Origin of the sequence: Salinibacterium sp. NG253 (assembly GCF_015864945.1) — a bacterium.
Taxonomy (GTDB): Bacteria; Actinomycetota; Actinomycetes; order Actinomycetales; family Microbacteriaceae; genus Rhodoglobus.
Window position 1 is genome coordinate 1874099 of record NZ_JADYWF010000001.1, and the last position, 18013, is coordinate 1892111.

The following is an 18013-nucleotide window of genomic DNA, read 5'->3' on the forward strand; positions in this document are numbered from 1 at the left end:
GCGTCCGCTACGCTGAGGTTCTTGGCATTTTGCGGCTCACGTCGTCGCGAATAAATGACCAACCCGGGAGAATCGACTGATGAAGCTGAGAATTCTTAGCGCGCTCGCTCTGAGCGGCGCCTTGATTTTCACGAGCATCACACCGGCTGCAGCGGTTGCTCCGGATGGCTGGTCGACTCCGACCGATATTTCAACCACAGCTTCGGATGCGTCTCACCCTCAGGTTGCCGTTGCCTCAGACAACACGCTTGTTGCTGTGTGGACGCGTTCCGATGGCAGCAATGTCATCGTTCAATCGAGCTCCTCGACCGACCGCGGTGTCACTTGGTCGGTTCCCCTCGATCTCTCGGCAGCTGGTCAGGATGCGGAAGATCCGCAGATCGCTGTTGCTCCGAACGACACTTTTACCGCGGTCTGGGATCGCTTCGATGGCAGCAACAGCATTGTGCAATCCAGCAGCTCTACTGACGGCGGTGTTACGTGGTCTGCTCCGATCGATGTTTCTGTCGCGGGCCAGCCTGCCCAGACGGCGCAGGTTAGCGCGGCGACAGACAATTCTCTGACCGCGGTCTGGCGCCGTAACAATGGCAGCCGCAACGTGATTCAGGCGAGTTCTTCTGCCGATGGCGGTGCGACGTGGTCGACTCCGGTGGATGTGTCGGATGACGCGCGCAACTCGACGACCCCACAGGTGACAATTGCTGCTGACAACACGCGCACCGCGGTCTGGCGCCGTAATAGTGGCAGCAATCAGATCATTCAGGCGAGCACGTCGACTGACAACGGGATTACGTGGTCGGTTCCCGCAGATCTCTCTGCTGCAGGCCAAGACTCCGACACTCCGCAGATCTCTGCTGCGCCGGATAATTCGCTGACCGCGCTGTGGGAGCGCAGTGATGGCAGCGACGGGATCGTTCAAGTGAGCACCTCAAACGATAGTGGCGCATCCTGGTCGGTGCCGGTGGATCTGTCCGCGGCTGGCGGCACTGCAGTCCAAGGGCAAATCACTGTCGCAGCGGATGGCTCACGAACAGCCGTGTGGCTGCGTGGCAACGGCAGCGAGCGAATTGCTCAAGTGAGTACTTCCACTGATGGAGGCGCTACGTGGTCTGCAGCGATCGACATTTCAGCGATCGGCGAAAATGCGCGTGAACCGCAGCTTGCCGCTACACCTGACAACACACTGGTTGCGGTGTGGCACCGCCAAGACAGCGGCGACCGGATTCTTCAGGCAAGTTTCTCGACCGACCAGGGCGTGACGTGGTCACCGGCTGCGGATATTTCTGCCGTGGGAAGCGACACCGCTGGACCAGAGATCGTTGCTGCGGCCGATGGCGCTTTCACGATCGTGTGGGCTCTCACTACTGGTGGCACTCAAGTCATTCAGTCGGCATTCGGTCTCGTCGCGCCAGAAATTACGTCGGCTGCCCCGCCGGCCCCAGCGCTTGAGACGGCGTACTCGTTCCAGCTGACGGCAACCGGTATCGCCACTCCGACGTTCGCCGTCAGTAGCGGCACACTCCCCACCGGGCTGACGTTGTCTGCTGACGGATTGCTCTCCGGCACACCCACCGCAGCCGGAGAATTCACCTTCACCGTCACGGCCAGCAACGGCACGCTACCGGATGCCACCGCCACCTACACGCTCACAACTCCCGCCCTCGATCCCGCCGGAGAAGAGCCGCTAGAACTCTTGCCCCCGACAGGGCAGTCGCTCCCGGTTCCGCTCATGATTGTTGGGGGAGTAGTGCTGCTGATCGGTGCGGGGCTCCTCGTCGTGTCTCGGATGCGCAACGCCAAGAAATAGGTGTGCGGGCTTGGGTCCCCTCAGGGGAGTGGCACCGCGCTGGAGCGCGATGGAGTGGGCACAGCTGCAGGCGCACTGATTCGCTCAGAACAACCTACTTTTAACTTTTGCTCAAATTCAGAGTTTCGGTGATAATTGCGACTAGGGCGAACGAATACGGGGTCAAGCGATGAAGTCACGGATTCTTGGGCTGGCGGCAACGCTGGGCGTATTGCTCCTTGCAGGGGCGTCAGCGGCCACCGCTGTGGTGCCGGATGGGTGGTCCCCCGCGTCAACGGTCGCAACGGGAAACAATGACTTTCTGTCGGGGCCTCGGCTCGCTGTAACTCCCGAGAACAACGTCGTTGCCATGTGGGTGAGAGGCTTCGGCCCCTCCGTGGTGGAGTCCAGTGTGTCCAACGATCGCGGGGTCACGTGGTCGCGTCCTCAAGCGCTGTCTGCTGCGGGAGCCGAAGTGTCCACCCCAGAACTCGCAGTCGCCCCCGATGGCACTGTGGTTAGTGTGTGGAGTATCGGCGCCACGGGCGACAGGATGGTGCAGTCGCGTCGTTCAACCGACGGCGGAGTCTCGTGGTCGGAACCCACCTCGCTTTCCTCTCCTGCGGACAACGTTTATGACTGGGACATCATTGCCGGGGCGGATAGTTCCTTCGTTGCCGTGTGGAGCATGGAGAGTGGCAGCGAAAATCGCGCTTACGTGAGCACATCCAACGACCAGGGGGAATCGTGGACAGAGCCAGTAGCTCTCTCTGGTGCTGGTGCTGGTGCTCGCAGCGGAGCGCCAGCAGTGGGCGAGGCCCCTGATGGCTCCCTCACAGCCGTATGGGCTCAAGGGTTTGATCCCAGCGTGGTGCAAGCGAGCACGTCGAGTGATCACGGATTAACGTGGAGCGAGCCGGTGAATCTTTCGGCGGCAGCGGGATCCGCGGCTGACGCGAGAGTGACGATGGCCTCCGACGGCTCGCAGGTAGTGACGTGGAGCCAGGCGGCTCTACTCGGGGCGGAGCTCATTCAGGCGAGTCGTTCGCACGACGGTGGGGCGACGTGGTCTGCGCCAATCAACTTGTCAACGGCAGGGGCACTGAAGCACGACGTTGTTGCGGCATCCGATGGATCCCTCGCTGTGGTGTGGACCTTCCAATTCGATTCGAACCGATTTGTCATTCAGGCGACCACCTCAGTCGATGCTGGAGCATCGTGGGCGACACCCCAAGCGATTTCTTGGGAGTCGGAGTTGGCAGACTGGCCGCGAGTTGTCGTTACGCCCGATGATTCTTTTAGCGCGCTGTGGGGGTCGTCGGAGGCTTTTACCGGCACACAAAGTGAAGAACAATTGAAGAGCGGAGTGCTTTCGAGCACTACTCTCGACCGCGGCGAATCGTGGTCGGATGTTGTGAGCGTTGTCGCGTCGGGTAGCGGCGCCGAAGACGCCCAGATCGCAGTTTCAGCAGACGGGGCGCTCACCAGCCTCTGGTTTGTACAAGACGGGGAGACCTCCAACATTCAGGCTTCCTTCGGTTTTGCGGCCCCACGAATCTCTTCGGACGAACCCCCCGCAGCGCAGGTGGGCGTGCCGTACTCGTTCACGTTCACCGCCGTTGCGGCGCCGACCGCAACATTCGAGGTCACCGACGGAGAGCTTCCCGAAGGCTTAGAACTCTCGACGGATGGAGTGCTGGCTGGCACTCCCGCGCTAGAAGGAAAGACATCCTTCACGATTTCTGCCATCAGCGAGGGCGGACCGAACGACGCAATTCGCTACGACTTCGTGACGGAGCCCGCCGCCAGCGAACCGGCGCCGGCGCCAGACGATGCGGGACTCGGCATCCTTCCCTGGATACTCGGGGCAGGGGCGGCCGTAATGGCGGCACTCGTGGGTGTCATCTTCTGGCTGCGAGCCCGCAAGCGCGCTGCAGGAGCGGCAGAAGATAAACACGAGGGTGTAGCCGAGGCTGAGTCTGGTTCGGGCTCTGAAACCGAAACCGAAGCCGAGCCGGAGGAACTAGACGATCCCCATTCCTGAGATTGCGCTCACGAGTAACTCGTCGAGCACCTCGGTCGTTGTCGTGTTTTCGCCGAGCTGGTTTGGTTTGACCGTGGAGTGGTAGTCGCTGGAGCCGGTCATCCGCAGTCCTAGATCGGCTGCGATCGCGGTGAGCTCGGCGCGCGCTTGATCGCTGTGCTCGCGGTGGTTTACTTCGAGGCCGAAGAGACCGGCATCCCGCAGCTCGGCGATCTCATCGTGGCTCAACCCGGTGCCTCGGCCGCCGTCACGCGGATGCGCGATCACCGTGACGCCGCCGGCCTTGCGCACGAGGTCTACAGCGGTGAGGGGGCTCATCCGTTCGAGCGGAACAAGGTACTTGCTGCCGTCGGCGAGGATTTCGGTGAAAGCATCGCGCGGTGTTGTGACCGCGCCGATTGATACGAGCTCCGCCGCAATGTGCGGTTTGCCGAGCATTGCGCCCTCGCCGGCTCGTTCTGTGATCGATTCGAATGACACCGGGAAAGCCGGTTTCAGCAGCTCGATAGTCGCGCGCACGCGATCCTCTCGCTGCTGCGGAGCCTTCGCGAGTTCAGCGTGCAGCTCGGGTGCGGCCGGGTCGAACAGGTAGGCGAGCATGTGCACGGTGCCGCCGCGAGCATCCGTCGTGGAAAGCTCTGCGCCGCGAAGCAACTGGATGCCGTGCTGCTGGGCGGCAACGGTCGCTTCTGCCCAACCCGCCGTGGTGTCGTGGTCGGTGAGGCCGATCACCGAGAGACCTGCCGCGGCTCCGAGTCGCATGAGCTCCGCGGGCGTATCGCGCCCATCGGAGACTGCGGAGTGAGTATGGAGGTCAATCGTCATGGGGTGAGCCCGTCTGTTGTGAGAGCTGTTCGATGCGTGAGCTGGGGATCCGACAGCGCGTTACGAAAGGCGCGATTGGGACGCGCGTGCGGCAGTGCTGCCGAGACTTCTGCCAGGGCCCGTTCGATCGGGATGTTGAGGTGCCGGGCCGCATAGAGCGCAGCGACGGTAGGCGTGCGGCTCTGCGCCTGCACGCAGTGGAGCAGCACGGTGTGGCCTTCGGCGCGGAGAGTGGCGACGGCATCCGCAGCATCCGCCAGTACGAAGCTGAGGTTGGGGTTCTCGTCGGGCTCGACTCGGTCGATCAGCCGGATCTCGAGGCGCTCGCGGATGCGCGCCGGCACCTGCTTCGAGCCGATGCGGCACAGCGACACCACGGCATCCACCTCGGGGGGAAGGTTGTCGAGTGCGCCGACAGCGCCAAGCCACACGCCGGGATCGTGCGGATGTTGCACGAGCGTCGAGATGTCGCCATACCCGGCGTAATCAACGCGTTCGTCTGCCGGCTTGCCCCGCAGCACTTCGGTGGAGAGGCGCACGAGGTCGAGGCGGCGCAACCCGGGCCAGCCGTGCACGATGCGTTGCCACGCGGCGGGGATCGCAGAGAGTCCGCACCGCGCGCCGGTGAGGCCACCCGCAATTGCGGCGACAGTGTCAGCGTCACGACCGCCGCGCACCGCGCGCTCGAGCGTATCGACGAGACCCTCGCCGTTCACGATCGCCGACCAGGCTGCCTGCAACGCTTCGACGACCCAGCCGTTCTTGGTGAAGTCACGCGGCTGCTTCGTTTCGGCGTCATCGATGCGGGCGGACCAGAGCGCAGCGCGGTCGGGGGAGAGGGCCGAGAGGCCGACCCGAACATCCGCTTCGCCGGTGAGAATAGTGTGACGGATGGCGAGGCACCAGAGCACGCAGGCGTCGCCGGCATCCTCGTCGAAGTGGGTGAGATCGCTGATCGCACGAGCGGCTTCTGCGAGCCCGGTCGGGTCGTTGAGGTAGGCGAGCGCGACCGGCGCAGTGCGCATGAGCGAGCCGTTGCCGCCGCTGCGGCCGCGCGCTTCGTGGATACGTTTGGCTGATGCGCGAGCTGCGGATGCCGTGGGCTCGATGCCGCGGAGCACCCCGCTGGTCTGCACGCCGACATCCGGCGCGGTTTTCGCCCAGTCGATCCACGCGGCGACGATTTCGTTGAGAACTGTTTCGTCGCGCAGGTCACGGCCGGATGCGGCGGCTCGCAGGATCGGGATGGCCATGGAGGTGTCATCCGTCCATTCGCCGGGAGCCCAGTTGAAGCCGTTGCCGCCCTTCATGAGCACCTCGCCCTCGAAGGGTGGGCCGAATTCGTAGCCGGCGCCGAGCGCGTCGCCGCAGGCCATCGCGAGCATGACGCCACTGGCGCGGTCGTTCTGTGCAGAGGTGAGTTTCATGAGTTCTCCGTTTCGTCCGTCGCGGGCCGCAGAAGCTGCCGCGCGTGAAAGTACTTGTTCGACAACCGCACCTGGGTGTCGTAGTCGAGTTTGCGAAAGCGCCAATCGGCGAGGTTGTCATTGATGTCCGCGAGCTTCACCGCGAGAGCAGCAGGGTTCTGGCGGATGCGGTCGTAGTAGTCAGCGTCAGCGACATCCGCCCGTCGGGTCATCAGCTCGACTGCTGTCACGATCTCAGGCAGCATCCCCGCCTTCAGAAGGTCGGCGGCGCTCACGTCGGTGTCTTCGAGCACATCGTGCAGCCACGCGGTGCAGTGCTCGACCGGCTCGTTCAGCCAATCGAAGCTCTCGGCAACCCGCGCCGGGTGATCGATGTAGTCGTAGCCGAGCTTGTCGAGCTGCCCGCGGTGGGCGATCGTCGCAATGCCGACTGCGATGCCGTGCTGCACCATCGCGTCGACCTCGGTCATGAGCATGTCGTCGTCTTCGCCGTCGTCCTCTTCTTCGCCTTCGTCAGTCTCTCCGTCTTGTGCGTCTTTCGCGACGTGGAGGTGTCGCGGGATGCTGTCGACGGCGCCGGGATGAAGCTGCTCGATGTCGCTGCGGGTGCTTTCGGCGAAGTGGGTATCGTCGTCATCCCGATAGTGCTCAAAAAGGTCGAGGTCGATCTCACCCCACGCATCCGTCTGCCACATGAAGTAGCGGCGCTCGCCGTTGAGGGTGATGCCGGTGAAGGTGCCGACGTGCAGAAAGCCGGTGTCGGTGAACCGGGTGTAGAAACGTTGCGGCTCGATGGTGGGGCGTTCTGGGGTGGTGTTCAGCTCGTTCATGCGTTCTCCAATAGCGGGTGCGCGTCGTCAAACGCAGTCAGGTGGATGATGCTCGGTGGTGCTGTGCGTGCGTTTGTGTGCACGATTCCGGATGTCCGCAGTCGGCCCTGTTGTGAACGTACCGCTCGGGCCATCCCGGCGTCGCCTCCGTCTTCGAGGGTCACGGCTTGCAGGTGGCGGGCGAAGACTCGGGCATCGTGGGCGCTGGTGCGACGGTGTGGTGCGAGCCTGGCGTCGAGGCCGGCTGCCTCGAGGATGCCCTGCCACCGGGTTTTCAGGCCGGTGCTGCTGCCGAAGATTTCTGCGCCAACCACGCGACCACCGATGCCGATGATCACGCCGCGCTGCCCTTCGAGCAGGTGGGCATCGATCGAGCCAGAGCGGTCGAGGTGATCGAGCATCGACGAACTGGCGGTAGTGCCGAGGGTGTTTTCGTAACGGCCGATGCGTCGCCACACCTCGCCCTGCTGGTCGACGCCGCGCACGTTTCCGTGGCGCACGCTGAGTGCGCTGCGACGACCGCTGGTTTCGTGGGTGCTCTGGGTCTCTGGGGTTCGTCCGCCCCACCGCCCGTGCTCGACGCAGAGCGCGGCGACGACTCGTGCCTCGAAGGGTTCGAGCAGAAGGCTAGCGGCGAGCATCCGATCTTGCCAACCGCCTTTCAGCAGGTCGCCTTCGAGGGCGACGACCGGGCGGGTGGTGCTGTTGTGCAACACGAGTTCGCCCACGACGGGGGAGCCTTCGCGTTCGGCGGTGCGGATGCTCGTGGCCTTCCAGTCAAGGCCGGTGACTCTGGGCGAGTCGACCCAGACGGGGAAGATGCTGAGGCTGCCGTGGTGGCTGCCGTGCCCCACGTGGAGTTGGGGGATTTGTCTGTTGGGGTGTCTGTTCGTGTGTCCGTTCATGGTGCCTCCGATAGTTAGCGCATTGTTGCGCAAATTCAGAGTATGACACCCCACCGACATTTAGCGCGGATCTGCGATAATTGCATGATGGAGACCTACCGCGACTCGCACGACCGAGCACTCACCGACTACCCGCGGCCCTCCGTCGCCGTCGACACCGCCGTGCTGACCGTCCCGCCGGGTGCTGCCCTCAGCGTGCTGCTCGTGCGCACCGGCGACGAATGGCGCCTCCCCGGAACCTTCCTGCACGAGCGAGAGAGGCTCGCGGATGCCGTGCTCCGGTCGCTGCAGACCAAGGCCGGGGTATCGGGTTTGTCGCCCCGCCAACTTCACGTCTTCGACGACCCCGCCCGCGACAACCGTGGCTGGGTGCTCTCGGTCGCGCACCTCGATGTGGTGCCGTGGTCTCGACTCACGATCGACGAGTCTCTCGCCAAGATCGTGCCCGTGACGGATGCTGGCGCGCTCCCTTATGGGCACAACGAGATCCTCGACCAGGCGGTGGCAAGCATCCGCTCAAGCTACGCGACGACACCCGATCCGGCCGGCCTGCTGGAGCACCCGTTCACCCTGCGCCAACTGCAGCAGCTGCACGAGACCATCGCGGGCGAGCCGCTGATGCGCGATAGCTTCCGTCGCGCGATGGAGCCGCAGCTCGCGGCGACGGGCGAGCTCGCCGCCGGCACCGTGGGGAAGCCGGCGCGGCTATTCGCTCGTGCTTAGGCCGTTCGCTGGCTGGAAGCGTGGCTGCTCTGTGCTGAATCATTGCTCGCAACTCACCGGTCGCATAGCCCCGGATGGAACGCTGAGCTCGGCCGCATCGGCTAATTTGGTTTGAAGATGAGTTCCCTCTCTCAGAATCCAGCCGGCCGCCTCGCGGTAGTTTTATCGAACCCGCCGACTACAAGCGGGTCGCGAACGCTTCAACGCGTTGAGCTCGCCAGACAAGTTTTGGGGTACGAATCTGTGGTCACGGCTAATCTTTTCTCGATCGCTACTTACCGTACGACGGGTATCTCGGAGGCGGGGGCTGACGCTGCGGGATGGTTAGGCGCGCGGCCTGAACTCGCCACGCTGCTCGCTTCAGCGGATGCTGTCGTCCTCGCGTACGGCTGTCGAGAACCCGCAGGCGCGGCGCGGCATCACTTCCGCGATCAACTTTCTTGGCTTCAAGGAGAAATGCGGCGACACAGCATTCCCACTTGGATGCTCGCCGACCGGCCACGTCACCCCTCACGGTGGCATCGCCACACGCATGCTGCTCACCCTGAGCTGCCATTCGCGGAAGCACTCAGCCTCGTCCTTCGCCCGGTCGACCGTGCGGTGGACTAGCGTCGCTCAATCTGTCTTGGCGGCGGGCTGAACCGTCGCGAGGCCTCCAACGTCCCGCCAAATCCAGGCAGAGCGGGCTTCTGGTGCTGCCGCATACGGCACGGTGAAGCTGAATACCGTAGCAACATCTTCCGCAGGAAGTTCGGGCGGTAGAGCAGCCAGCGGCTCCTTGCCCTTATTTCGCCCTGACGGCACCGCGTTACTGTCAACCGGATCGTAAGTGAAGAAGAGAGCGAGCACGCCACGAGTTCCGTCCCCTGCTAGAGCCTGCGCTTCTACGGTGCCTTCCGCCTCTGGGTGCCCTGCGATAGCTTTGAATGGCTCTTCTCTTCGCGTCAGTTTTCCTGAGAATGCAGGCCGGTCGGTGCGGCGGGTGATCGCACGCACTGGCAGTTCGAGTTCCGCCACTTTTCGGAAAGACGCGCCTCCGGTTTCTGGGATCATCACGACGAACTCTGTCAGTTTCTTTTCAGCGATGAGCAAACTCATGAACGCCAGGTGCTCTTCGATGCCGTGTCCGATAGGCATAACGAAATCCACGAGTGCGTCAACAACAAGTTGCGCATCAACAAGCCAACAGGTAGCCGGCCAGATCAGCTTTCCATCCGCGTCGTGGAAAGGAATCTGCTGGCCTGCGCCAGAGAGCAAATGCGTGACGGCAGCGATTCGAGCAGGATTCGGGTCAGTGTCTCGTCTCGGATACCACGTCCGCTCAATGGGTATCCCCCCTTCACCGATGTGCTTGAGGACTGCGTTGTGGCGTTTGTTAGGCGCAACCGGGCGAAGCCAAGGAAGCGCCTGAAAAATCAACGCAGGTATCTGTCGAGGAGTTATCTTCGGCTTACCATCGGCATTGACGCCTTCGAATCTCCGGAGTTGACGGCGAAGAAGGAGCTCGTCTTCCATGCTTCCCTCGAACGCTCGGTACAGGTCGAAAGTCTTGCCCTTCGCATCCACAACGTAGCGATCGATGTATAGCCTCACTAGGTCGCGATATCCCCGCCGATAGCCGAACCATCGCCCCATCTGCATGAGCGTGTCAGCGGCTTCTGACTTTCGGCGGAAATAAGAAATGGTGAGGTCTTCAACGGTGAAGCCTCGACTGAGTTTTGCGCCACCGACAAGAATGCGCCAAGTGTCTTTAGCCTGAAAATCAAGCTTTTCGTAGTCTGAGTCCTTGTCTCCGTTGACAACCACTACCGGCGAGCCCGTATCTTCCATTCGGCCGATCGCTTCGCCAATAAAGGGAACGAGGGCGGCAAAATGATCAGGCATCGGAAGGTCTTCGAAATCACGAGTATTGCGACTTCGCCAAACAGGGAGTATGTCGGTTTCCCACTTCCTCTTTAGGCGCTGTTTTCCTAGGGCCGTTTTGAACCCGGACCTCCCCCAAATTGCGTCGATGCGGGCTGCAAGAAGCGCATGATCTTTTTGGCTAACCGACTCATGGACCAGCATTGTGTGGTGGCGAAACTTGAAAGTTGAGTTTGCTTGTCGCCACAGCTTTATTCCGCCGGTCAGAACCCAAGCGTCAATCGCATCGGCGAGTTCATCATCTTCGTCCAGCTGAGCGTTCAGCCCCAAGTCGCGCACAAACGCAGCTTCGTTCGAAACTGCCGGGTCGGCCTTGTCGAGCGTGGGTTCAGCGTCTAGATCGTGCATTGCTGCGCCGCCCATATATTCTCTTGACGGCTCCAGCGAGAACATGAAGTCTTTCGGGAAAATGTCCTCCTCCACGTCCGGATTCACGAATACGTTAGCGGCGGGAGTCGCGGTGTAGCCAAGGTACTGAGCGCGAGGCATCACCTTTAGAAGCTTGACGATCTCCTTGTTGACCGCCGTGCGCTCGACTTCCTCGGCGCTTCCTTTACCCGGACGAATTGTGTTGATTGATGCAAGGTCGGACTCGTCATCCAGAATCAGCGCGGGGATTTCGTTGAGGTCGATATGCAGTGCTGCCAAATCAGCATTGAGTTTCCTGAGCACTGTGGAATTCTTTTTTACGACAGCTAGACGCACCGCGGTGTCGTGGAGGTTCTGCGAATCCCATAACGGTTTTTGTTTTGCGGCCTTTTCGATCTGAAAATCAAGAACCGTGCTGTTGATAACGCCGAGAAGTTTATAGTCGGTGAGCGATGTGGTGAGCCGCCGAATCGCGGGCACGCCGGGGGCGTTAACCGGGTTGACCCCGAGCTTGGAGAACTTACCAGCGGTCCACTCCTTGTCGCCGGATTTCACATAGTCAATTTGCTGAGCGAGAACGTCATCTTCTAGGGGAATTCCGCCGACAATGTTTTCCCAACCTACTAGCTCCTTGTCGAGCCTTCGCTGCGTCTGCGTGCGGAGGTTGTCGTAGGTTCCGGTCAGGACAATTATGAGTCTGTAGCCTGAATCGATAGCTTTCGCCATCACTCCAGTGAAGTTTGCAGTCTTACCACTCTGAACGTATCCGACGACTAGCCCCTTGCTTTGATACGGGGCCGCAGAAGTCGGATCAGCTAGTCGACCCACGATCCGGTTCGTCATTTCATCAATGCTGGCGATAGCGTGGCCGTCAAAGTTGTTCTCTTCCAGCACCTTCTTGTAATGCTTCCAGTAAAAGTCGTGCGACCCTTGCCGCGCGGTGTTGTACCAAGGCTCCCAATTTGCGTCGACGATCCCGGCACCGAAAGTCTCAATGGGAAACTCCGCGTCAATTTTGAGCCTGGCGGACTCGCTCAGGCCGAGGCGCTCGTGGATGCGCGCTCTACGCTCTGCTGATCCGGCGACTGTTCCCGCAGCCCACTTTGGGTCTTGATCTTGATCCCAGGTGTTTATTGCAATCCAGAATGGTGTTTGCGCGGGCTGGCCGACATCCGTGATTCCCGCGATGACGACATTCTCGCCCACTGTGATCTCTTCGTACTCAAGATTGCGGTTGACCTCGTCTAAGAGAGCGCGTGGCCCCATCGGGGCAACACCTTCAACGGCAGCTTTGACTGCCGCGGCGATTCTGTCGGCGGTCATTGGACTTCCTCCGCAAATTCTTGGACTGGATGAGACAGTGAGAAAAAGGGAAGCTGTGTAACGTCCACTTGATAGCGCACGCTAACTATTAGTTGTGGGCTAGGAACGTTTTCAACCACCGTGGATGGGGTGAGAGCAGGAAATAAATCGTCAACTTGGTAAGCGCGTGGGCGACTTCTATACAGCCATCGCGTGGGATAAAGATCCGCGTCTTCATCGTGCCACCCGGCTTTTGCAAGTTTCTCGTCGATTCCCCGATGCCAACGCTCGTCGGTGGCACGACGGATATCGGCGACGATATCTGTCAACGATCTTCCCTCGGCAGCTGAGCCACCACCAGTCAATTGAATTGACACAAGGCTGAGTGGTCGGCTCGGCGCTGCCTCTAATTGCGTCAGCGAATTGATCGTGTGTACTCGACCCTCGCTTCGAGTCGTTTTCACTTCGAGGTCGAAGTCTCGAAAGACGAAGTCGTGTTCTTCGTTCTCGATTCCCAACCAAGCTTCAAGCGTCTCCTCCGATGCCGTTGCGAGGCCGTGCTCGAGAACCAGCAGTTCTCCGAAGAGGCCAATTTGCTGTTCTTCCGATAGTTTCGTGCGCCGCGCAAGAATTTCTCTGAGAGCCCCAACGGCGACCGGAACTGCATCATGGAATTTCACTCCACTCCGAAGCAGCTCAGCGATCACGGCGAGCACCTGGTAGGAGGCGAAACGATCTTCAAGAGCGTGGACAGTCAGTTCATGCCAGTTCCCGCCGGCGGGATTCTTCACGAGCTCATAACCGATATGGCGCAGTGAGGTGACGTCGGGCGCGGCCGTCGTGACAGCTGTTGTCTGCAAAGTGAGCTGGTCGGTGCCGGGCGTAACAATTAGATAGGTCTCAGGTTCCGCTGCAATCCTCCGCCGCGCTCGCGCCAACGGGGCGTTGAAAAGTGCATCGATGTCGGCTGGGCTGAGCCGTGCACTTGGTTCATTGACGGTCATTCGAACTGTCCTTTCGTCTGCTGACGGTACCGGCGCTCCTCGGAGTGCGCGGCAGCTGTCAGAAGTTGCAGCCAGACTCGTTGGTCGGCCTGCTCCTTGGGGCCCGGTCGGGCCCCAGTGAAATGGGCGCCATAGATGAGGAGCAGCATTGTTTTGAGTAGGGGTGCGTCGTCATTATCATTCGGGCCTGAGCCGTTATTAAGTACGTCCCGGTAGCGCGTGTTAAGCCAGATCGTTCGCGAGCTGAAATCGAAGTGAAGCAGATCGTCACTTGTCATCGCGCGCCAGCGCACGTCGACTTCATCACCATCAATGAACTGGGCGGCATCGCCGGAGGATTCGACGATTCCCGCGATGGCGGCTTGAAGCCCGGCGGCAAAACCCCGATCTGGTTTCGCGAGGCGCGTGGGAACGAGAGCGTGGGTCTTGGATTCCTTGTATTCGTTGGATGCAACGCTCAAGAAGTCGGAGAAGGTTAGCCCATTGTTGCCAGTCGCGGCCAACAGCGCTTGGTTGAGGGTTGAGTCGAGCTCGACACCGCGTTTTTCCGGGTTCATGGTGACGTGCGACTCGAGCGCCTCATCGAGGTCCAGGCTGATGCGGGCAAATCGGTATTTGAGATCTGGGTGCACGAGTCCTTGCCAAGAGCCGTCTGAAAGTAGGCGGTTGTGGCGGTATACGAACACTCCTTGATGCTCGGCGCCTTTTCCTCCGAGAACGTACCCCGGCAGAGTCGCTTGGCCCGCTGGCCAAACATGGAAGCTAGCGAACCGCGACTTGCCATCGACCTTGTAAACGTATTGCTGAGGGAAGCTAAAGTTGCCGGTGACTTCATAGCCGAATGGATCAACGGCGACGACTTCGATAGGGAACCCGCCGTCGTTCAGGTCGAGATCCCACTCGTCCACCGTGATCTTTGTCCGGCGCGCCGAGATTAGGCGGTGGAATGTGATGCCGAGATGAGAGATAAGCAGGCGACTAGCCGTGCTGAACCAAACCTCCCTCTCGCTGGGCGCCGCATCTAGGAGGAAAGTGCGGGGATCCGCCCACTCGACTATCGTGCCTGAATCGAGAGGGAACCCTGCTTGCGCGCCCGCGAGGGCAGCAACTACGTCTTCGGTATCGATTGTGTAGACGGTCGTCGGGCTGGATCTGTTGATTTGACGGCCTGCCGGGACAGCCCCCGCTTCTCTGGAGTACACCCGCAACGTGTCCGCTTGGCTCATCGACGATGCTTTCATGCCAATACCGAAGTGCCCGAGGTCTCCCGTGCCGTAGTCACGCGTTTTTGCGTACTGCATCGCGGAGTCAATGGCAGTGGCGTCCATGCCGCCGCCATCATCGATCACGCGGAGGCCAATGACGACGCCATTTGAGCGCAAGAACCGGATGAGCACGTTCGCCGCTCCGGCGTCGATGCTGTTGTCTACGAGGTCAGCTACAGCGCTCTCAAATGAGTGGCTGCGTCCAACGGCGTGCACGATCGATTTGTCTGGCGCGACGGTGATGGAACCGCCAAGTTTGGGTGCAACGATGCCGCTCATTCGCTGGTGAACCCCTGCCCTTTGAAGCCGAGCGTCGCCCCATTTTCTTTCACCGTGCGCGCTAGATTAGTCTCAAACCCGCCGAGTTTGGATGCGTCGATCTCGATGCGAATCTCTAAGCTGTCTGGGGCTGCTTGCTGTAAGTGAACGAGCACTTCTTCCGCGATGGCCTTAACTTGGGCGGCTAAGTCGCCCGCTGGTCTTAAATCAACGCGCGCTGCATAGTTCACGTTCTGGATTGCTGGGAGACTTGGCGACACAAGCGAAGCAGCAGTCGTGGTTTCAGGTGCGCTCGTAGAATCGTCGATGGACTCGGGCTGCTGCTGAGCGCGCTCCCTCTCCCGCTGTGCGCGGGCTAGTGTCGGGGAGACGAGTAGGGTCTGGTCAGTAATCGCGGGAGCGTGGTCCTCGATCGGGAGTCGAAGGCCATCAAAGTCGCCCGTTGACTCGTCGTACCGTGTGGCCAACGCGAAACCATGCGCATCCCACGCCATGTCATCCATGACAGCCCCAACGGCGTCGGTCAGCACGGACTTGTCACGAAGCCGGGGGAGATAGGGGTAGCGAGAGTGGTACTCCCACAGCTCGCCGACGGTCACTCGCCCGCTATTCCACTTCGCACGGAGATGATTAGTGAGCGCTATGCCAATCGAAGTCGGAGAGTGTTGCACTTGCACGATGTCGTTCCGTCGCAGTCGTTCGGCGACATGACGAGCGATGGAGTCTGTTGCGCCGTCAACCTTAAGCTGGCTAATTGCCCATTGTTGATCCCCAGCGTCCTGCTGGGCGTGCAAGGCCCAAATCCACGTCTCACGGATGCGTTGCTTAACGATTCCGTTGAACTGGTCGATTTTCGACTTTGCCTCGTTGGTTTGACTTTCCGTGAGGTTCAGCGCCGAGCGAGAATCGTAGATTGAGCGCCAGGCAAGGTAGTGCCGCACAGATTGCTCTAGCTCTTTGAGCCGAGCACTGTCAGCAGTCAGCACCACGACCGAGTTAGCGTTAATGCGCCCTCCCGCGCCTCGCTTTGACGTTACCTCGCGCGCCCACAGCCGACCGGTCGTGTCTTTGCCCTTTTGTTCATGCGTGTAGCGGGGGTGGGCGATGACGAGGCGCACGCGATCTTTCTCATCAACATCGCTGGTGTCCTCCGGAGCGATAATTACTTCGGAGATCTCAGTCGTCGATTTCGGTTCTTGACGGAGCCGTGAGGTGATCTCTGCCCAGACATCAGCCGGCTGATAGGAATCGGCACGTTCGGCTACGGTGCGGTTCAGCGACGGCGTGCGGTCAAACCAGAACCGGTCCGAGTCAACGTATAGGTGAGTCGCACGTTCCGTGAGCTGGCTCAAAGCGGAACCGAAGTTGCCGATGGTGTCGCCGGGGAGTGCAACGCTGAGGAAGACCTGCTTGCGAGCTATACCCTTGTGTTCCGTCGTCAGGGTGGCAGCAGATCCCATGAAGATCGAGCGCGCGATCCTCCGCGTGAGGGCGCGCGCTCCGAATAATGGTTTCTCATTGTCGATGTAGACAGCGTTCGACAATTCACCGTCAATGTCCTTGGCGATGATGGGCTGCCACTCGTCAGGAAGGTAACCTGCGATTTCGTCGCGTACTGCGTCGCTGTCGAGTGGGATGGAACCGGGCATGATTAAAGGGGCTCGATCGCCGGCTACCCACAAGGAGTGAACGACTTGGCTCATCAGGCGCAAGACGCCGCGGGTGCGCTGAAAACGTTCGAGCATCGACCAGTCACCGTAGAGCCGATCGAAGAGAGCCGGATGAATGGGGTAAGCCGCGCGAATGCGGTCCTCATAGCCGTAGTCGAGGGACTCTCCCGGCAATTCACCCTTGTGGTCGGTGTAGAACTTAGTAAATCGACGCGCGACCTGCTCGATTGTTGTGAGGGCAGCAGCGTCGGGTTCGCGGAACAACCGACGTTTGACGATCTCGAAGGATTCTATCGGCTTGGCAGGTGCCCAGCGGTATGCATCTCGAGTCATCGTGTGGTCGAGCATGTCGAGCGCATCTCGCCCGCGCGGCCCTCCGATTTCGATGTCATGGGCGGAGACTGTGTCGTCATCTGTTCTAGCTTCGGAGGCCGGCAGTGAGACAAGAAGTACAGTGCCGGGGGTGCCTTTTACTGCCGCGTTGAGGGCTTGAGCAAAACTTCGTTGCTCCCCAAAGTCCCCGCCGGGAAGACCGTCTTTACTAACAAGCCCCCGAGCGTACGCGACCCATTCATCGATAAGGATCACCGCCGGGCCGTATGTTTGAAGCAGCGTGCGCAGGGCATGGCCTGGGTTGGTTCCATTGCGATCGGAGTCCGCGACGAGCGCGTAGCCTGCTGCCCCACCCAACTGCCACGCGAGTTCGCCCCAAATGGTGTGAATTTCGGTTCCGTCGCGCATCCAGGACTGTCCTGGCGAGAGTTCATTGCCGACGATCGCAACGCGACGAACTGGAGCGGTGAAAGTTTCCGCGGGAACAAGATCTTCTAACAGGTCTTGTACAGCCTGAGGAAAATTATTGAGGGGACGGCCGGAAAAAAGGTGCCACGCTGCGAGCATCGCGTGAGTTTTTCCTCCTCCAAAGGTCGTCTGAAGATTGATGATCGGCTCAGCGTTGGTATCTCCAGCGACACGCCGAGCGACGTGCTTGAGTAGCGTTTGGATGCCTTCGGTCAGATATGTTCGGCGGAAAAACTCAATTGGGTCGGCATAGTCTGCGCCAGCGTGGCCGTTGGCCACTTGGTAGAGGTCTGCGGCGAATTCCGCGCTTACGAAGTCGCCGGCAGCGACGTCAGGGTGGGGTTCGAGAACGTCCCGCCAGGCTGGAACATCGCCGGCGTCGAGCGTGGGCATCGCGGCGAGGCGTTTGCTGTCCTTCTTTGCTTCGGCTACTTGGCTCGACTTGACGATTTCACGTCGCTCAGCGTCGACAATATCTGCGGCGCGGGGATCATGGATTTCCCTGAGTAGCAGCACCATTGTGTCAAGCGCGCGCTCTGCTTCCTTGGGCTGCCACGGGCGATTGTGATTGGCTTTGTTGCGCACGTCAAGCAGTTCCGAAGACCAAGCTTTCGTCGCAGTCTTGCTGAGTTCGTCCCAGAAAGGGTTACGGCGGCCGGCGGGCCACGGTAGCGAAATGAGGTACAGCTGGGATTGCGGATCGTAGGGTTCGTAGACGTTGCCGGGGAACCGGGTCTCGACTATTTGGGTCCAGTCGTCGCCGGGGCCGAGCACGGACTCGATGAACGCGCGCAATGCTGGCGCGAAGACATCGTCGAGCGCACGGCGCACCCGATCCTTATTTGAGAACTCTGCCATTG

General features: G+C 60.8%; 12 protein-coding genes. 4 read left to right on the forward strand and 8 right to left on the reverse strand.

The features are described 5' to 3' along the window. Positions 1-79 precede the first annotated feature (79 nt). Together I6E52_RS09030 and I6E52_RS09035 are read left to right on the forward strand one after the other, a co-directional pair. Positions 80-1807 (forward strand): exo-alpha-sialidase, encoded by a 1728-nt coding sequence (locus I6E52_RS09030; RefSeq protein WP_197156483.1) that lies wholly within the window; start codon positions 80-82, stop codon positions 1805-1807. A gap of 169 nt (positions 1808-1976) precedes the next feature. Beyond that, complete coding sequence (locus tag I6E52_RS09035) at positions 1977-3830, forward strand: sialidase family protein (RefSeq protein WP_197156485.1); 1854 nt, start codon at positions 1977-1979, stop codon at positions 3828-3830. On the opposite strand, the gene I6E52_RS09040 is transcribed toward I6E52_RS09035, so the two are convergent. The 4 genes from I6E52_RS09040 to I6E52_RS09055 are packed head-to-tail and all read right to left on the reverse strand — an operon-like array spanning position 3810 to position 7817. After that, positions 3810-4655 carry a PHP domain-containing protein gene (locus I6E52_RS09040; RefSeq protein WP_197156487.1) on the reverse strand — a complete coding sequence of 282 codons (846 nt, stop codon included), beginning with the start codon at positions 4653-4655 and terminating at the stop codon, positions 3810-3812. The two genes, I6E52_RS09035 and I6E52_RS09040, sit on opposite strands and share 21 nt — an antisense overlap. Beyond that, entirely contained in the window at positions 4652-6082 is a 1431-nt protein-coding gene (locus I6E52_RS09045; RefSeq protein WP_197156489.1) for an ADP-ribosylglycohydrolase family protein, read from the reverse strand. Before I6E52_RS09045 ends, I6E52_RS09040 begins: the two co-directional genes overlap by 4 nt. Beyond that, positions 6079-6912, reverse strand: a complete 834-nt coding sequence (locus I6E52_RS09050) for a hypothetical protein (protein ID WP_197156492.1) — start codon at positions 6910-6912, stop codon at positions 6079-6081. The genes I6E52_RS09045 and I6E52_RS09050 overlap by 4 nt, the downstream gene beginning before the upstream one ends. Next, on the reverse strand, positions 6909-7817 hold the full coding sequence (locus tag I6E52_RS09055) for an ARPP-1 family domain-containing protein (RefSeq protein ID WP_197156494.1): 909 nt from the start codon (positions 7815-7817) through the stop codon (positions 6909-6911). The genes I6E52_RS09050 and I6E52_RS09055 overlap by 4 nt, the downstream gene beginning before the upstream one ends. 87 nt (positions 7818-7904) lie before the next feature. On the opposite strand from I6E52_RS09055, the gene I6E52_RS09060 reads away from it, so the two are divergent. Next, positions 7905-8540 carry an NUDIX hydrolase gene (locus I6E52_RS09060; RefSeq protein WP_197156496.1) on the forward strand — a complete coding sequence of 212 codons (636 nt, stop codon included), beginning with the start codon at positions 7905-7907 and terminating at the stop codon, positions 8538-8540. A 117-nt stretch (positions 8541-8657) separates the two neighbouring features. Next, entirely contained in the window at positions 8658-9149 is a 492-nt protein-coding gene (locus I6E52_RS14625; RefSeq protein WP_197156499.1) for a DUF1643 domain-containing protein, read from the forward strand. A 6-nt stretch (positions 9150-9155) separates the two neighbouring features. On the opposite strand, the gene I6E52_RS09070 is transcribed toward I6E52_RS14625, so the two are convergent. The 4 genes from I6E52_RS09070 to I6E52_RS09085 are packed head-to-tail and all read right to left on the reverse strand — an operon-like array spanning position 9156 to position 18011. Further along, positions 9156-12155: a Z1 domain-containing protein gene (locus I6E52_RS09070; protein ID WP_197156501.1), complete on the reverse strand. Its 3000-nt coding sequence runs from the start codon at positions 12153-12155 to the stop codon at positions 9156-9158. Continuing rightward, positions 12152-13138 carry a PD-(D/E)XK motif protein gene (locus I6E52_RS09075; protein WP_197156503.1) on the reverse strand — a complete coding sequence of 329 codons (987 nt, stop codon included), beginning with the start codon at positions 13136-13138 and terminating at the stop codon, positions 12152-12154. The genes I6E52_RS09070 and I6E52_RS09075 overlap by 4 nt, the downstream gene beginning before the upstream one ends. Next, on the reverse strand, positions 13135-14682 hold the full coding sequence (locus tag I6E52_RS09080; protein WP_197156505.1) for an ATP-binding protein: 1548 nt from the start codon (positions 14680-14682) through the stop codon (positions 13135-13137). Before I6E52_RS09080 ends, I6E52_RS09075 begins: the two co-directional genes overlap by 4 nt. After that, positions 14679-18011, reverse strand: coding sequence for a DUF499 domain-containing protein (locus I6E52_RS09085; protein WP_197156507.1), 3333 nt, complete (start codon positions 18009-18011; stop codon positions 14679-14681). The genes I6E52_RS09080 and I6E52_RS09085 overlap by 4 nt, the downstream gene beginning before the upstream one ends. Between the last annotated feature and the right edge of the window lie 2 nt (positions 18012-18013).

What these genes read in the sequence shown, in the direction of transcription:
- I6E52_RS09070 (WP_197156501.1), bottom strand. Translation starts at nt 12,155, where the DNA reads ATGACCGCCGACAGAATCGCCGCGGCAGTCAAAGCTGCCGTTGAAGGT.
- I6E52_RS09080 (WP_197156505.1), bottom strand. Translation starts at nt 14,682, where the DNA reads ATGAGCGGCATCGTTGCACCCAAACTTGGCGGTTCCATCACCGTCGCG.
- I6E52_RS09035 (WP_197156485.1), top strand. Translation starts at nt 1,977, where the DNA reads ATGAAGTCACGGATTCTTGGGCTGGCGGCAACGCTGGGCGTATTGCTC.
- I6E52_RS09050 (WP_197156492.1), bottom strand. Translation starts at nt 6,912, where the DNA reads ATGAACGAGCTGAACACCACCCCAGAACGCCCCACCATCGAGCCGCAA.
- I6E52_RS09045 (WP_197156489.1), bottom strand. Translation starts at nt 6,082, where the DNA reads ATGAAACTCACCTCTGCACAGAACGACCGCGCCAGTGGCGTCATGCTC.
- I6E52_RS09085 (WP_197156507.1), bottom strand. Translation starts at nt 18,011, where the DNA reads ATGGCAGAGTTCTCAAATAAGGATCGGGTGCGCCGTGCGCTCGACGAT.
- I6E52_RS09055 (WP_197156494.1), bottom strand. Translation starts at nt 7,817, where the DNA reads ATGAACGGACACACGAACAGACACCCCAACAGACAAATCCCCCAACTC.
- I6E52_RS09030 (WP_197156483.1), top strand. Translation starts at nt 80, where the DNA reads ATGAAGCTGAGAATTCTTAGCGCGCTCGCTCTGAGCGGCGCCTTGATT.
- I6E52_RS14625 (WP_197156499.1), top strand. Translation starts at nt 8,658, where the DNA reads ATGAGTTCCCTCTCTCAGAATCCAGCCGGCCGCCTCGCGGTAGTTTTA.
- I6E52_RS09060 (WP_197156496.1), top strand. Translation starts at nt 7,905, where the DNA reads ATGGAGACCTACCGCGACTCGCACGACCGAGCACTCACCGACTACCCG.
- I6E52_RS09075 (WP_197156503.1), bottom strand. Translation starts at nt 13,138, where the DNA reads ATGACCGTCAATGAACCAAGTGCACGGCTCAGCCCAGCCGACATCGAT.
- I6E52_RS09040 (WP_197156487.1), bottom strand. Translation starts at nt 4,655, where the DNA reads ATGACGATTGACCTCCATACTCACTCCGCAGTCTCCGATGGGCGCGAT.